The organism is Nitrosococcus wardiae (assembly GCF_004421105.1).
GTDB classification, from domain to species: domain Bacteria; phylum Pseudomonadota; class Gammaproteobacteria; order Nitrosococcales; family Nitrosococcaceae; genus Nitrosococcus; species Nitrosococcus wardiae.
The window spans coordinates 3,389,646-3,405,867 of record NZ_CP038033.1; the positions used below are offsets into that span (position 1 = coordinate 3,389,646).

11 protein-coding genes are annotated in these 16,222 nt (G+C 52.5%); 8 read left to right on the forward strand and 3 right to left on the reverse strand.

Annotated features, from left to right (window positions below):
- Positions 1 to 4 precede the first annotated feature (4 nt).
- Complete coding sequence (gene smc, locus E3U44_RS16020) at positions 5 to 3,514, reverse strand: chromosome segregation protein SMC (RefSeq protein WP_134359107.1); 3,510 nt, start codon at positions 3,512 to 3,514, stop codon at positions 5 to 7.
- 65 nt (positions 3,515 to 3,579) lie between these two features.
- On the opposite strand from smc, the gene queF reads away from it, so the two are divergent.
- The 8 genes from queF (at position 3,580) to E3U44_RS16060 (ending at position 11,276) form a co-directional block, all read left to right on the forward strand.
- Positions 3,580 to 3,969 (forward strand): preQ(1) synthase, encoded by a 390-nt coding sequence (gene queF, locus E3U44_RS16025; RefSeq protein WP_134359108.1) that lies wholly within the window; start codon positions 3,580 to 3,582, stop codon positions 3,967 to 3,969.
- A gap of 1 nt (position 3,970) precedes the next feature.
- Complete coding sequence (locus tag E3U44_RS16030) at positions 3,971 to 5,296, forward strand: FGGY-family carbohydrate kinase (RefSeq protein ID WP_134359109.1); 1,326 nt, start codon at positions 3,971 to 3,973, stop codon at positions 5,294 to 5,296.
- Between the two features lie 23 nt (positions 5,297 to 5,319).
- Positions 5,320 to 6,144, forward strand: a complete 825-nt coding sequence (gene cysZ, locus E3U44_RS16035; RefSeq protein WP_134359110.1) for a sulfate transporter CysZ — start codon at positions 5,320 to 5,322, stop codon at positions 6,142 to 6,144.
- Between the two features lie 129 nt (positions 6,145 to 6,273).
- Positions 6,274 to 7,917: a hybrid sensor histidine kinase/response regulator gene (locus E3U44_RS16040; protein ID WP_134359111.1), complete on the forward strand. Its 1,644-nt coding sequence runs from the start codon at positions 6,274 to 6,276 to the stop codon at positions 7,915 to 7,917.
- Positions 7,907 to 8,515, forward strand: a complete 609-nt coding sequence (locus E3U44_RS16045) for a response regulator transcription factor (RefSeq protein ID WP_134359112.1) — start codon at positions 7,907 to 7,909, stop codon at positions 8,513 to 8,515. Before E3U44_RS16040 ends, E3U44_RS16045 begins: the two co-directional genes overlap by 11 nt.
- Before the next feature lie 176 nt (positions 8,516 to 8,691).
- Positions 8,692 to 9,627: a sigma-70 family RNA polymerase sigma factor gene (locus E3U44_RS16050; RefSeq protein WP_134359113.1), complete on the forward strand. Its 936-nt coding sequence runs from the start codon at positions 8,692 to 8,694 to the stop codon at positions 9,625 to 9,627.
- 68 nt (positions 9,628 to 9,695) lie between these two features.
- Positions 9,696 to 10,820, forward strand: a complete 1,125-nt coding sequence (locus E3U44_RS16055; protein ID WP_240761579.1) for a sensor histidine kinase — start codon at positions 9,696 to 9,698, stop codon at positions 10,818 to 10,820.
- Between the two features lie 9 nt (positions 10,821 to 10,829).
- Entirely contained in the window at positions 10,830 to 11,276 is a 447-nt protein-coding gene (locus E3U44_RS16060; RefSeq protein ID WP_166805106.1) for a response regulator, read from the forward strand.
- Between the two features lie 126 nt (positions 11,277 to 11,402).
- Here the strand turns inward: E3U44_RS16060 and iscB are convergent, their stop codons facing one another.
- Together iscB and putA are read right to left on the reverse strand one after the other, a co-directional pair.
- The gene (iscB, locus tag E3U44_RS16070) at positions 11,403 to 12,686 is read right to left on the reverse strand and encodes an RNA-guided endonuclease IscB (protein WP_134359115.1); all 1,284 of its coding nucleotides are present in this window, start codon (positions 12,684 to 12,686) and stop codon (positions 11,403 to 11,405) included.
- A gap of 315 nt (positions 12,687 to 13,001) precedes the next feature.
- On the reverse strand, positions 13,002 to 16,130 hold the full coding sequence (gene putA / locus E3U44_RS16075) for a bifunctional proline dehydrogenase/L-glutamate gamma-semialdehyde dehydrogenase PutA (RefSeq protein ID WP_134359116.1): 3,129 nt from the start codon (positions 16,128 to 16,130) through the stop codon (positions 13,002 to 13,004).
- Between the last annotated feature and the right edge of the window lie 92 nt (positions 16,131 to 16,222).

Genomic DNA, 16,222 nt, shown 5'->3' on the forward strand with positions numbered 1-16,222 from the left:
CTCACTAAACGGCCGCTAGTTGCACGGCTTCATCCACATCCACCGCAACCAAGCGTGAGACGCCAGGCTCATGCATGGTTACTCCCGTCAGCTGGTGCCCCATCTCCATGGTAGTCTTGTTATGAGTCACCATAATAAATTGCACCTTTTCTGACATTTCCTTCACCAATTCACAAAAGCGCCCCACATTGGCATCGTCAAGAGGGGCATCCACCTCATCTAACATGCAAAAGGGCGCAGGATTGAGTTGAAAAATAGCAAATACCAGCGCTATTGCAGTCAGCGCCTTCTCTCCCCCTGAAAGCAAATGGATAGTACTGTTTCGTTTACCGGGAGGGCGCGCCATGATCTTAACACCCGTGTTTAACAAATCATCATCATTTAATTCTAAGTAGGCTTTCCCCCCCCCAAAAAGCTTGGGAAATAGGGTTTGCAAACCGCCATTGACCTTATCAAAGGTGTCCCGGAAACGGCTGCGGGTTTCACGGTCAATGCGCTGAATGGCATTTTCTAGGGTTTGCAGCGCTTCAGTTAAATCGGTATATTGAGAGTCCAAGTATTGTTCCCGCTCCGCTTGAACCCGGTATTCATCAATAGCGGCCAGATTAATGGCACCTAGGCGCTGAATGCGCTGGGCAATGCGCTCGCATTCTCCTTCCAGGGCAGTCAGTTCACTGCCTGCAGGCATATTCCCTAATATTTGCTCAGGGTTAAAGCCGTCTTCGTGCAATTGTTCTCTCAGAGTCTGTGCCCGCACCTGAATCGCTTGTCCATCAACGCGGAGCCGCTCCAAAGCGGTTCGCTGCTCCTCGATGGCTTTTCCAATTTGGCGCTGCTCCTCTTCCCTGGCTTGCAACTCGGCTTCCAGGGTAGTTACCTGCTCCCGCGCCTGGTTTAACTGATGCTCGATCCTCATCCGCTGTTGCAAGTGGGTCTCCAGCCTAGCTTGCAGTTCCTGCAGGGGCCCTTGGCCACTCGCCAGAGCGGCTTCCAACATTTCCCGACGCTGGATCAGCTTGCTGTACTCCCGACGGGCCTGAGCAGTGGCTTCCTGGGCCGATTCCAAGGTCACCTGGAGAGTCTGCCCTTCCATTTCCAATCGATGGAGGGTATCTTTTGCTGCCCCCGCCTCAGTGCGAACTTGCTCCACCGCCGCCCGCAGCCGATCCCGCTCCGCCACCAGCCGTTCTCGCTCCTCGGCAAGGTTTTCCATGTCTATCAGCGCTTCTTGGAGCTGTTCTTCGGCTAGTTGCCGCTCTTGTTCATTTTCAGCCAAATAGAACTGAAGCTCTTCTAGTTCCTCCTCCACCCGCCTCCGGCGAAGACGCTGCTGTTCCTGCTGGGCCTCCGCCCGTGCCAAGGCGGACTGGTGCTCTCCTAGTTTCTGTTGCAACTGGTGCGTTGCATCTTGATGCTGCTCCCGTTCGCCCTCTAAGGCATGAAGACGACTACGGACGCCCTCTAACTGTTCCTCAAGGCTCTCCACCTCCTGCTGGCATTGGGCAACTTCCTGTTGCAAATTCTCTATCTCCCGCCCCCTGGCCAGCACCCCTGACTTCTCATCGCTCTCTCGGACCAAGCTTAACCAGCAGGAGCTAAGCCAAACGCCGTCGCGGGTGATGACCGATTCCCCCGGAGCAAGGCGGGCCCGCAAAGCAAATGCCTCGGCCAGGGTTTCCACCGCGTAAATTCCCCCCAGTAAGGAATCCAAAGGCCATGGAGCCTGGAGCTTGCTTAACAAGGGGACTCCCGCCTCCGCTCGGTTGGCCTGGGCTGAAGCGGCTGTGTCAAACAGGATAAGAGAGCCAGCTTCTAAATTCAGAACCTTATGGGTCAAGGGCTCCAAGCCTGCCACGCAAACAGCTTCCAGGTACACTCCCAAAGCCCGCTCTACCGCTTGCTCCCATCCCGGCTCAACCCTCAGGACCTCTGCCAAGCGGGAACTCTCCGCCAAGCCCTGTTGCTCTAACCAGGCACCAACTCCGTCCTTGCCGCGGCCAAGGGCAGCCTGCTGTAGCGACCGCAAAGAGGTCAAATGGCCCTGTAAATGGTGCAAATGTCCTTGCTGGCTATGGAGTTTCCTAGAAAGTTGCTTCTCTTGCTCTCGATGCTCGGAAATCTGCGCAGTAGAACGGGCAAGCGCTTCCTGCTGCTGGGCCACTTGTTGCTCTAGGATAAACCGCTCTTCTCGTAACTCATCCACCCCCTCCCCATCATCATTCTGGCCCAGTTGATGGGTCTCCTCTTCAAGGCGGGCCCGGCGTTGTTGCAGTTGCTGTTGCTGTCGTGCTAGCTGCTGTTGTCGGCTACGCTCCACTTGGGCCCTCTGGGTCGGCTCTGCTGCCCGCTGGTTAAAACTTTCCCAATTCACCTGCCAATCCTGCATGGAGGCTTCCGTAGTCTCCAACCATTGCTGGGCGGCCTGCCATTGTTGCTGTGCCCCTGCCTGGGATTCCGCATGGCTGACCAGGGCTTGCTGAGTCTGTGCAATCAGCGCTCGCTTTTCCTCTTGAGTCTGTTGCACCTGTGCCAACTGATGCTCTATCTGCTCCTGCTCCTGCTGGTGCTGCGCCCACTGCTCCCGTTCATGGTGAAGTTGCTGTTCCAATCGGGCAATCTCGGTCCCCTGACTATAGTAGGTCTCCTGAATTTCAGCCGCCTTATCCCGAGCTTGATGGAGCGCGTCTCGCTGCTGTTCTAAGCGGGCTTCTACTTGCCGCAGATCCGCTACGCGCCCCTCCAAGAGAGTCTCTTTTCGCTCAATGTCCTGGTTTTGTTTGCGTCCTTCCTCATCCAATGCCTGCCAACGCAGGGCCTGAATTTGAGCTTTGATTTCCCGTTCTAACCGCCTAAGTTCTTGATACTTTTCTGCATTTTTTGCTTGGCGCTGCAAAGTATTGAGCTGCCTTCCAATTTCCTCTCTTAAATCATTAATGCGATTAAGATTTTCTGTGGTATGCTGCATGCGGTTTTCAGTCTCCCGCCGGCGCTCCTTGTATTTGGAAATCCCCGCGGCTTCTTCCAGAAAAACACGCAGCTCCTCAGGCTTAGCCTCGATAAGACGAGAGATCATGCCCTGTTCAATAATGGCATAACTCCGTGGCCCCAGGCCGGTCCCCAGAAAAATATCGGTAATATCACGGCGGCGACAGCGGGCATTATTAAGAAAATAATGGGACTGGCCGTCTCGACTAACCTGCCGCTTGATGGCAATCTCATTGTAAGTGGCATATTGCCCGCCTAGGCTCCCCTCACTATTATCAAACACCAGTTCCACGGAGCACTGACCTACCGGTTTACGGGAAGTCGAACCATTAAAAATCACATCAGCCATGGAATCGCCGCGCAAGTGCTTGGCTGAACTTTCCCCCATCACCCAACGCACGGCATCAATCACATTGGACTTGCCGCAGCCATTGGGACCCACAATGGCTACACGGTTACTGGGCAAGGGTAAACTGGTGGGATCGACAAACGATTTAAAGCCAGCGAGCTTGATTTTCTTTAGGCGCATGGCATGGATTTAAGCGATAATAAAACCAAATTTGAAAGACGCAACGCTAACACAGAGACAGCAAGATGCCTAGCCAACCGAGTCGAGAACTTGAAACCTTTCCCAACCCCTTCCCGGAACGAGACTATACCATTCGGATCAAAATTCCAGAGTTTACCTGTTTATGTCCGAAAACGGGCCAGCCGGACTTTGCTACCTTGCATCTGGAATATGTCCCCGACCGCGCCTGTGTGGAATTAAAGTCCCTCAAACTTTATGTCTGGTCCTATCGAGACCAAGGCGCCTTCCATGAGGCAGTCACTAACCAAATCCTAGATGATCTGGTCGCTGCCTGTACTCCCCGATTTATGCGCCTTAGGGCTGAATTTAATGTGCGTGGTGGCATCTACACCACCGTGGTGGCTGAATATCGCCAACCCGAGTGGAACGCCCCCCAGGTTGTCCGGTTGCCCTGACATGTCCGAGGATCTTTTTCTTGGAATTGACCTAGGCACTTCAGGCTGCCGAGTGGTTGCTATTAACGAATCAGGGGCTGCCGTGGGTCGCAGTCATGCCTCCCTGCCTCCTCCCCAGCGTCAAGGGGAAATCATTGAGCAGGATCCCAAGCAATGGTGGCAAGCAGTTCAGCAAGCTCTCCGCAGCTTGTTTGCTTCGGTACCCGCCAGCGCAGTTCGGGCCCTCGCCGTGGATGGGACCTCCGGCACGGTATTATTAGTGGATGCAAAAGGGAACCCTCTCACCCCCGCCTTACTCTATAACGACAGCCGCAGCCGTACCGAAGCACAGCTCATTGCCGAACAAGCGCCTCCCAATAGCGGGGCTTTTGGCGCCACTTCCAGTTTGGCCAAACTCCTCCACTTACAAGCCCGCCCCGAGGTCCGCCAAGCCGCGTATTTGCTCCATCAAGCAGACTGGATTGCCTTTCGCTTAGGCGCCAAATTAGGACTCAGCGACGAAAATAACTGCCTCAAAACGGGATACGATCCCCGTCGGCGAGAATGGCCCGCCTGGCTTGAGCAGGTAAGAACACGCTCTGAACTCCTGCCCTCGGTGGTCCCTCCAGGAACGATTATCGGCACGGTTCACCCTGCCCATGTTAAGGCCTTGGGACTCTCCCCCAAAGCGGCCCTGGTCGCGGGCACCACTGATAGTATTGCTGCCTTTCTGGCCACCGGTGCGGGCAAACCAGGTGATGCCGTCACCTCCCTCGGCTCTACCTTGGCCCTCAAAATAGCCTCTGAGCACCCCCTTTTCAGCGCAAAATATGGGGTCTATAGCCATCGCTTGGGCAACCTTTGGCTAGCTGGCGGTGCCTCTAATAGCGGTGGCGCTGTCCTGCGGCAATACTTTACCCAAGCCCAACTCGATGAGATGACGCCACAGCTACGGCCGGAACAGCCCACGGGGCTAAGCTATTATCCCCTACCGGCTCAAGGCGAGCGCTTTCCTATCCCCGACTTCCAGTATCCTCCTCGTCTCACTCCTCGTCCCCCCGATGATCTTATCTTTTTCCAGGCTATCCTCGAAGGCATCGCCCGTATCGAAGCGCAAGGATACCGGCAACTCCAGGCCCTTGGCGCTCCTTTTCCTCAGCAGGTGAGAACTACCGGTGGGGGAGCTCACAATCCCGCTTGGACCCAAATCAGGGAACAAATGCTCAAGGTCCCCGTCACTATAGCGAGTGAGACCGAAGCGGCTTATGGAAGCGCATTGCTGGCACAGCGGGCTTTGACCTGCTCTTCAGGCGCAACAGCGCCGTGCCCCGACTTAGATAATTTATGACTAGAAGATAAAAGGAATCAACCATGGCTACTCAAACACTTGTCGGTGCGAATTACCTTTTACGGGGGCTTTCCCTTATCCATTGTCCTGGTTTGCGTCTCTACGCCTATATTCCCCTGGCCATTAATACGCTTCTTTTTGCTACTCTCATCTGGCTGGGGGCAGCCCAGTTTGGCACTCTTATTGATGCGCTGCTGCCCCAGTGGTTGGATTGGTTACGCTGGTTGCTTTGGCCACTGTTCGCCATCACCATGGCCGTTGTGGCCTTTTTTATCTTCTCCATGCTCACCAACCTGATTGCTGCTCCCTTCAACGGAATGCTGGCGGAAGCAGTTGAGCGGCAGCTCACCGGTCAGGAGATTTCTCAATCAGGCACCTGGAAAACATTGCTTCAGGAAGCGCTCCCCGCCATTTGGATGGAACTGAAAAAGATCGGTTACTTTACCCTGCGGGCCATACCCCTCCTAATCTTATTTTTCATTCCCGGGCTTAACATTGTAGCTCCTTTCCTGTGGTTCGCTTTCAGCGCTTGGATGCTCACTCTACAATATATGGATTACCCCATGGGGAACCATGGAGTCACTTTCCCTGAACAAAGGCAACAACTGCAACAGCACCGCTTATTAGGGCTAGGATTTGGGGGAGCCACCATGCTAGCCAACTCTATTCCTTTGGTAAATTTTCTAGTGATGCCCAGCGCTGTCGCAGGCGCCACTGCCCTCTGGGTAGCCCAGCTAAAACCCCACAGCCCAGAGCAGGAACGTTCTTCTGCTACCCAAACCGTTTCCGACCAACAAGAAGATGTGACTACTGCCTCTTCCCATGAAGGCCAGGCAGAAACCCGGTAAACACAACTAAATCCATGATTTATTGGGATATCTAATTAGTGTATTTATAATGGCGTGATAAATAAATTTTAAATATAAATATAGGCCATCCATGTTGGACAACGGCTGATAGCGAGTCTGCTAAGGAAAATGCGGTCCTCTCCGATTAAACTGCTACTGATTGAGGACAACCCGGGCGATGCCCGGCTTGTGCAACTGGCCCTGCAAGAGGCCAAAGAAACCCAGTTTGAGGCCACCTCAGTAGAACGGCTCAGCCAAGCCCTACCATTACTTCATAAGCAGCCATTCGATGCTATTTTATTGGATCTATCCCTCCCCGATGGTCACGGCCTAGACACCCTGAGCCGGGTGAAGGAAGCCGCTCCTCAGCTCCCCATCGTGGTACTCAGTGGCCTTGCCGATGAAGAACTGGCAATTGAAGCAGTGAAACGGGGGGCTCAAGATTATTTAGTCAAAGGACAAAGTGACGGCCAACTTGTCGGACGGGCTTTGCGCTATGCCATGGAACGGAAACAAACGGAAACCGCATTGCGCCAAGCCCAGGACGAATTAGAGCAACGTGTCGCCGAACGAACAGCTCACTTGAAGGAAGCAAACCGTCAACTTCAACAGGAAATCTTGCAGCGCAAACGCACAGAAGAGTTGCTTCGCAAAGAGCGGGACTTTACTTCTGCAATCTTGGACACCGCCGATGCTTTGGTGGTTGTCCTGGACCACCAAGGTCAGATTGTCCGCCTCAATCGAGCCTTTCAAAAAATCAGCGGATATTCGTCCAAAGAAGCTAAGGGGCGGTTCTTTTGGGAATTCACCCCCTCCCCAGACCAGACAAAAAAAGGAGTCGCAAAAAAATTCAAACAATTGCAAGCACGAAATATTCCCAAAAAATATGAAGACTATTTACAAGCTAAAGCTGGAGAGCGGTATCTCATCGCCTGGTCGAGCGCGGCACTACTCGACTCCAGGGGTGCCCTGGAATATGTGATCTACACCGGTATCGACATCACGGAGCAAAGACAGGCCGAAGATCTGGCCAAGCAACGTCTATTAGAACTGGCTCATATTTCACGCCTAAGCACGCTTGGGGAAATGGCTGCTGAAATTGCCCACGAACTCAATCAACCCCTGGGGGCTATCACCACTTACAGCGATATTTGTTTACGCACACTTGAACCATACGCCCCAGCGTCTCAAGCTCTGCGGGATATTCTCGAAGAAATTGCCACCCAAGCCGAGCGGGCAGGCAAAATCATTCGCCATCTTCGCAATTTCGTCCGCAAAAAAGAGCAACAGCGGATACTTGTGGAGATCAATGAACTGGTTCGGGAAGCGGTGAATATCATGCAAGTGGAAGCGCGCTGGCAAAACATCGCCATTGAATTGGCCTTGCAGACGCCCCTTCCCTCGGTCACAGCCGATAATCTTCTGCTTCAGCAGGTGCTCTTCAATCTGGTGCGCAATGCTTTCGATGCCATGATCACAGCCCAATGCAAAGAGCGGAAACTCAAAATTCAGACTTTAGTGGTCGGCAAAACAGCGATTGAGGTACTGGTCCAGGATACGGGTCCCGGCTTATCTGATAACCTCAAGCAGAAAATATTTGAACCTTTCTTTACCACCAAACAAGAGGGCATGGGAATGGGGCTATCCATTTGCCAATCCATTATTGAGGCCCACAGCGGTCAGCTTTGGGTCACGTCCAACGGCCATAGCGGTACCACATTCCAGTTTAGACTACCGATTACCCCTGCAAAGGATAATCATCATGCTACCTGAAAACACGATATACATCGTGGATGATGATGAGGCAATGCGTAAATCATTAGCTTTACTCTTAAAGGGAGAAGGTTTTAATGTAAAGACCTATGCTTCTGCTCAGACCTTTCTTGAGAGCGGGGAATTCCCACTCACGGGATGTATTCTACTCGATGTGCGAATGCCAGGCATGGATGGATTCGAGCTGCAAGAGCTGTTGCCGCAACGGGGAATCCACCTCCCCGTCATTATGATCACCGGCCATGCCGATGTGCCTATGGCCGTTCAAGCAATGAAATCGGGGGCCAAAGATTTCATCGAAAAACCTTTCCGCGCCCAAGCTTTATTAGACCGCATCCATAAAGCCTTATCTGAGGGGAGTCACCAGGGGCAGCCCCAAGATGCCCCTAGGGAATTTCTAGCCCGGCTTGAGTGTTTAACCAAGCGGGAGCGGCAAGTCTTCGAGCTGTTGGCAGAGGGCAAAATGAACAAGCATATTGCCGCCGAACTGCACATTAGTATCCGAACTGTCGAGGCCCATCGGGCCAAAGTCATGGAGAAGCTTAAGGCGAAATCCCTGGCCGATCTAGTCCGTCTAGCGGTCTTAGAAAGATCCTAACTTGCCGTTTGCGCTAAGCGAGCATAAGCAAATAATTATTTTGAAATTAAAAAGTTATATTCAAACGTCCACTCCCTCTTTATCACCTTATCCGTAGAATTACGGATAGTCGCTGCTAGGGTTTGCCCTTATAAAATAGCTGCGAAATAGGTCAATAATGAGAGAGAGTAGCAGCGATGGTGAACGAAAAATTTCCCTCTTCCCAATCGGCAAATCCCCCGGTCACTTTGGTCGATCATGAAGAGATCGAAAATAGCGCCGATCCCACCTTAGAGGCTGGTTTTACTCTAGAGAACCTTTATATGCGAGATGCCGGCAAAGCCCCCCTGCTAAGCGCCGAAGAAGAAAAACATTATGCGCGATTGGCCCAAAGGGGAGACCGCAAGGCCCGTGACCGCATGATTGAAAGCAACTTGCGCATGGTTGTAAAAATGGCCACCCGTCATGTTAGCCGGGGCCTGCCTTTGATGGATTTGATTGAAGAAGGCAATCTTGGGCTAATTCACGCCGTGGAAAAATTTGATCCCGAGCTTGGCTTTCGGTTTTCCACCTATGCCAGTTGGTGGATAGAACAGGCCATAGAACGGGCCTTGATGAATCAAGTACGAACCGTTCGAATTCCCGTTCATGTTTTAAAAACCATCCGCCGCTATCAACGGGAAGCAAAACGGCTGGGGCAAACCCATAACACCGAACCGCGCTTGGAGGAAATCGCCAAAACACTTAACGAACCCCTGGAGAAAATCCAACGCTATCTGAGTTTCCAGATCCCGGAGACTTCACTCAATGATCCCCTAAGCGAGAACAATGAAGATTGTCTTGCCGATTTACTCCCGGATGAAAGGAACAACCCGGCCATTCTATGGGAAATTTTCGATAAAAAAGCCACTATTAATCATCAGCTATCGCAGCTTACTGAGCGCCAACAGGAGGTCCTTAAACGCCGTTACGGACTCGATGGATATGAAGCAAAGACACTTGAAGAAGTCGGTCAAAGTATTGGGATTACTCGCGAGCGGGTACGACAGATTCAGCAAACGGCTATCAAGCGGCTGCGGGCGATGATTGAAAACGAGACTTCAAAAGAAGATAACTGCACAGTGGCAATGTGATACTATGGGTTAGCGCCGTATTAGCGCTAATTCATATTTTTACCACGACTTCCAAGACTGATTATAGAATGTCTAACCCTTGTCCCGATGAAATAATAGCGGAAGTCCAGATCCCTTTTCGTCAGTTACTGGATGCGGCCCCTGATGCCATGGTGATATCCGACCAGTACGGTCGCATTGTCCTCGTGAATGCCATGGCAGAACACATGCTGGGCTATTCACGAGCTGAACTCATTGGCCAACCCATTGAGATCCTAGTGCCTGAGCAACATCGTGCCGGTCATGGACAATACCGCCAGGAATATTACCAACATCCCCGCACTCGCCCCATGGGCGAGGGCCGAGAACTCTATGCAGCACGTAAGGATGGAAGCCTTTTTTGTGCTGAGATCAGCCTTAGCCCTATGGAAGTTAATGGTAGCCTTTTAATTACCAGTGCCATCCGGGACATTACTGAACGCAAACAGATACAAAAGGCCCTAGAACGGCAAACCCAAGAACTCACTCGCTCGAATACCGAGCTCGAACAATTTGCCTATGTGGCGTCCCATGATCTCCAGGAACCCTTGCGGATGGTGAGCAGCTATGCCCAGCTGCTGGCACGTCGCTATCGGGGCCAACTGGACTCAGATGCCGATGAGTTTATTGAGTTCATGGTGGATGGAGCTACTCGAATGCAGGCGCTTATCAATGATTTGCTGGCCTATTCCCGGGTAGGCACGAAGGGTAAGCCCTTTACTAGGACGGATGGCAACCAGATCATCCAAAAAGTCCTGGAAAGCCTTAGATTCATCATTGAAGAAACCCATGCCCATCTTGCCGTCGAGCCTTTGCCGGTTTTAATTGCGGATGAGGCCCAGTTAGTACAGCTGTTTCAGAACCTGATCAGTAATGCTTTAAAATTTCGGGGGGAAAGGACACCGAAAATTCATATTAGCGCTAAAGAAAAAGGAGACCAGGTTGTTTTTTCTGTGGCCGATAACGGGATTGGGATTGAACCCCAATACGCCGAACGGATTTTTTTACTCTTTCAGCGCCTGCATACTAAAAAGGAATATCCCGGCACGGGGATTGGCCTTGCCATTTGCAAAAAGATTGTGGAACGCCATGGAGGACAAATCTGGCTAGAGTCTAAGCCAGACGAAGGCACCACCTTTTTCTTCACCCTGCCGTTACCAGCAAAAGAGGAATAGCCGCCATCAATGAAAATACCCGCGACCAGACAAGATATCGAAATTCTACTCGTAGAAGATAACCCTGGTGATGTGCGCTTGACCCAGGAAGCCCTCAAAGAGGCCAAAATGCAGAACCAGCTCCATGTGGTGGAAGATGGGGTTGCGGCAATGGAATTCTTACACCAAGAAGGTCAATATGCCGATGTGCCCCGCCCGGATCTCATTCTGCTGGATTTGAATCTACCGAAAAAAGACGGTCGCGAAGTCCTCCAAGAAATCAAACAGGACCCTGTCCTTAAACGGATTCCCGTGGTGGTCCTTACCACTTCCCGAGATGAGGAGGACATTTTAAGAAGCTATGATCTACACGCCAATTGTTATGTCACCAAACCGGTAGAGCTAGACGAGTTTATTCAGATTGTGAGAAGCATCGATAACTTCTGGCTCACTATTGTCAGGCTGCCGGGTGAATAAGTTTTTAGAACGGCCTTGAAGAAGTGCAGGGACGCACGACGCCCCCCTAGCGACGATGCGAAACGCAGTGGCGCACGGAGCCGGAGCGCGAGGGCCGCATGACATGCTGTTGTTGCCGTGTTTGGCTCAGACAGCCGAAAGCCCGTAGTCATAACCATCCCCTCTTTGGATGAGTTTGAAATGCTTCCAGTTGGCCGAAATCTTCCCGGCCTTGGCCTTGATATCAAAAGTGCCGTTAGCCCGGATGCTTGCCAGTATTCCGGTGTGTATACCCTCATACTTGCCTCTTGGTTGCGAGAGCCTTACTAGATCACCCGTTTGAAATCCCTTCACCCGTTTGCACCTCCCAGCTTTCCCTCGTGGAAAGCCATATTTATCGGTGAGCACAACTTGCCGTGTGCCGCGACCAGTGGCTTTGATATGTAGCGCCCGATGCCCTTTGGTGATTGTCACTTGCTCACCGCTTTCGCCAACACACGCGGCATCAATCCAATGGTCTTTGGCGTAGCCCTGAGAAATCCTGTTTTTCTTGGTGCGTCCACCCCTCCAAAAAGAAGTCGGCAGCCCTATTGACTGAATAACACCCCCAATGGCGTAGCGGGTAGCATTGACCGCGGCGGCATCTTTTAAAGGCCGATTGGCTTTGGATTGGATCTGAGGATACCCAAACTCGGTGGCCGTTTTACTGTTCTTCTTTTGATTGCACGGAGTACAGGCCAGGGTTAGGTTAGATACCCGGTGACTGCCACCTCTAGATCTAGGAACGATGTGTTCAACTTCCCGAGGGGCGCTATTCTTGCCACAGTAGGCGCACTTTCTACCCCATTTCTCCAGCAGATATTCGCGCACCTCATAGCCTTGCAGTTCCCCTTGTTGATACTCAACGCCGTTAATTTCAGGGTTCTGAATTTTCTGCATATCAAAGCGTACGGTTTCAATGTGGCACTCAGAAATGGGCGCTCTATCGAGTAAGCGGTTAAACCATGTCGAAACATTCTCAACCCGGGATCGCAGTGAAGGCGCTAGCCAGCCTTTGGGGCGGGTTCTATTCAAAAACCGGGGCGCACGGTAGCGGGTCTTTCTGCCTCTGCGGCCTCGGCGCAATAGGCGCCGCTTCTCTAACCTATCGCGTACAGACTGCCCTCTGTGCTCCAAATTTGCACCCCATAACACCACGCGCCCCTGTTGAGGGAAATTGCCCACTAATGCCAGTCCTGTGGTTTTGCTGCCTGGGTCAACCTTGAATCCAACCGGCTGAGGGCTAGGGTCTACGCGATATTTCAATATGATGGTAAACGGCTGCATTCGATACACGGCAGCCTTCCCCTCCCGCAACAACCGCCTAGCTCTTGAGGGTCTGCACGGCATCAGTGGTGTTTTATCAGTGTCTAATATAAAAACGCTATTCACTTTCGTGACTCCGAAAAGTAAGGGTTCTCTCGCCAATGTTTGAAGGGTCGTTCAGTCTCGACATTCGCTCGTGTGTCGCTCCGTAGTTCATTGCCTTTGACCTCGTGCCTGGGGCTGAGAAATGCACCCCAAGGTGAGTCGCTTTCGCTTCATCCTCAAACGTAGCCCCAAAGGGCTGAGGCTGGTTGAGCCAACCAACTCATTCGAAAAGTTCAGGACGAACTTAGAGAATTAGTTAGGCGACGACTCAACGATCGCGCCAGAACCACCCCGAGAGGAGATTTTTCACTTAAATTCGGCTCAATCAACCCTCTCTTACTCCCGCAGGGACAAAAGATCGGTATTTCCTCCCACCGCCGCCGTATTAATACTCGTCGAGCGCTCAGTGGCAAAGCGCAATAGATAATGGGGGCCACCGGCCTTAGGCCCCGTCCCCGAAAGGCCCTCTCCCCCAAAGGGTTGCACGCCTACTACGGCACCGATCATATTGCGATTGACATAAACGTTGCCCACTTGAACTCGGTTTTGGATATAACGAACCGTTTCATCCACTCGGCTATGAATTCCCAGGGTTAAGCCATATCCGGTCCGGTTAATGGAATCAATCACTTCATTGAGCTGCTGGGATGAATAGCGGATAACATGCAAAATAGGGCCAAAAACCTCACCCGTCAGTTGGGTCAAACTCTCCAGTTCATAGATCCGAGGCGCAAAGAAACAACCCTTTGGAGTATCTTCAGGCAACGATAAGCGGTAAAGCAAGCGCGCTTCCTGGTCCATTCGTTGGCAGTGGGCTTCGAGGCGTGCTTTGGCTTGCTCATCGATGAGAGGACCTATATCGGTTTCAATCCGTCCCGGATCACCTATTCTTAGCTCCTCCATGGCGCCCATCAGCATTTCTAATATAAGATCGGCCACCTCTTCTTGGAGAAACAACACCCGCAAGGCCGAACAGCGTTGACCGGCACTATTGAAGGCTGAACTCATGACATCCACCACCACCTGTTCCGGCAAGGCGGAGCTGTCCACGATCATGGCATTCTGGCCGCCGGTCTCGGCAATGAGCGGCACTATGGGCCCCTCACGCTCCGCCAATATCCGGTTAATGGCATGGGCAGTCTCGGTTGAACCCGTAAAGGCAACGCCACTAACCCGGGGATCGGCCACTAAAGCCTGGCCTACTGCCGGACCTTCCCCTGGCAGGAGGTGTAAAACCCGGGATGGAACACCCGCCTCATGTAACCATTGGATCACCAACGCTGCGATTAGGGAGGTCTGCTCAGCAGGTTTGGCAATCACTGTATTTCCCGCCGCCAATGCAGCCGCCACCTGGCCGGTGAAAATGGCCAGAGGAAAATTCCAAGGACTGATACAAACAAATACACCGCGCCCATGAAGGGCTAACTCATTATATTCACCCGTGGGCCCTGGTAATCTCTTGGGTATAGCAAAGTGCCGACGGGCCTCAGCAGCATAATAACGACACGCATCCACCGCCTCTCGCACTTCAGAGAGGGAGTCGGGAATACTCCTGCCCCCTTCGCGAATACACAAGGCCATCAGCTCAACTTGGCGCTCCTCAAGTAAATTAGCCGCCTGTTCCAAGCACTCGGCCCGCCCGAGAACAGAGGTGGCATCCCAGCCAGGGGCAACGGAGGTGGCTTCAGCCAAGGCTTCAGTAGTAGCTTTGTGATCGGCTTCAATCACCGTCCCCACTACTCGCCGCCGATCACTAGGATCTCGCACCACTCGCCCATTGCCCTCTCTCGCCTCGCCACTGATAAGAGGCGACGCCTGCCTTTGCCGCCCCATGGCAGAGGCAAGTTCAGCCATTAAGCGATCCAGGGTGGTCGGATCATTTAGATTAATTCCCAGAGAATTACGCCGGAATCTTCCATAAAGATGAGGTGGCAAGGGAATCCGGGGGTGGGGTATAGAGGACAGGGTACGAACGTGCTTAGCCGGATCGGCCACCATCTGCTCAAGGGGTACTTTTTCATCCTCAATCCGGTTGACAAAAGAGGTATTAGCGCCATTTTCCAGCAGCCGCCGCACCAGGTAAGGTAAAAGGTCTTTATAACCTCCCACGGGGGCATAAACTCGGCAAGGAACCTGAATTCCTTGTTCTCGCAAGGCGTTATAAAGGAGTTCTCCCATGCCATGTAAGCGCTGAAATTCGAAACCTTGCTGCTCCCCCGCCACCTCCAATACCCAGGCCACAGTATGGGCATTATGGGAGGCCAATTGAGGATATAAGGCATCGCGGGCATTGAGCAGTCGGCGGGCCAGAGCAAGGAAAGAAATATCTGTATTGGCCTTTCGGGTAAAAACCGGGTAGCCTGGTAATCCCTGTTCCTGGGCGCGCTTGATCTCCGTATCCCAGTAGGCGCCTTTGACCAAACGCACCGGAATACGCCGACCTTCCTTTCGGGCGAGATCCAGCAAATACTCCAAGGCTGGTACTGCCCGCTTTTGGTAAGCTTGTAGCGCCAGACCGAAGCCTTCCCATTTCTTTAGGGAGGGATCGCGGAATACAGCTTCAAAGACATCTAGCATCAATTCCAAACGATCACTCTCTTCCGCATCCAAGGTTAACCCGACGCCGGCAGCACAAGCTTCACGGGCTAACGACAACACCCGAGGTACCAACTCCGCTTGCACCCTTTTTCGTTGGGAAAAAGTATAACGGGGGTGTAGCGCCGAAAGCTTGACAGAAATTCCTACCGACTCCCGGCCCTGTTGATCTTGTCCTACCTGAGTCAGGGCGGCAATTCCATGCCGATAGGCACGATAATATTGCTCAACACGGGCTTGAGTGAGGGCAACTTCACCCAACATATCAAAGGAGTAGCGTTCATTCCCCCGACGCTGCGTCAGGGCGTCCTCAATGGTAGGCGCGATAATGAATTGGCCACTAATAATGCGCATGGCTTGCCGGAGGGCTAACCGCACTAAGGATTCCCCTCCACGCTTCACCAAACGTTTAAGAACGCCCCTGCCATCATCAAGCAAGCGCGTTTCCAAACGCACCAGACGCCCAGTTAGCATCAACCCCCAGGTAGAGGCATTGACAAAGAGCGAATGGCTATGTCCAAGATGCTTGCTCCACTCGCCCTTGGTGAGTTTGTCATGGATAAGCCGGTCCGCATTCTCATCATCGGGGATCCGCAATAGGGCCTCGGCCAAGCACATAAGTACGACCCCTTCCTCGGTGGAGAGGTCATATTCATGGAGAAAAGCATCTAATCCTCCATGGCGATGACGCCTCTCGCGCACTAACTGCACCCATTGACTTGCCCGCTGCTTCACTCGCTCACTGGCCTCCTGGTCCAACTCCGCCTCACGCAATAGGGACTGAATCCAGACGGTTTCATCGGCGAGATAGGCCGCGCTGATAGCCGCCCGGGGCGAGCTTGGGGAGGGTAATTCAATACCAGAAATCATGAGCTTCCTCGCTTTTTATAAGGGTTCCCATTTAATTAAGTAGGATGGATTAAGGCGTATTAGCGCCGTACCCATCAAAAATTTAGCGCTTA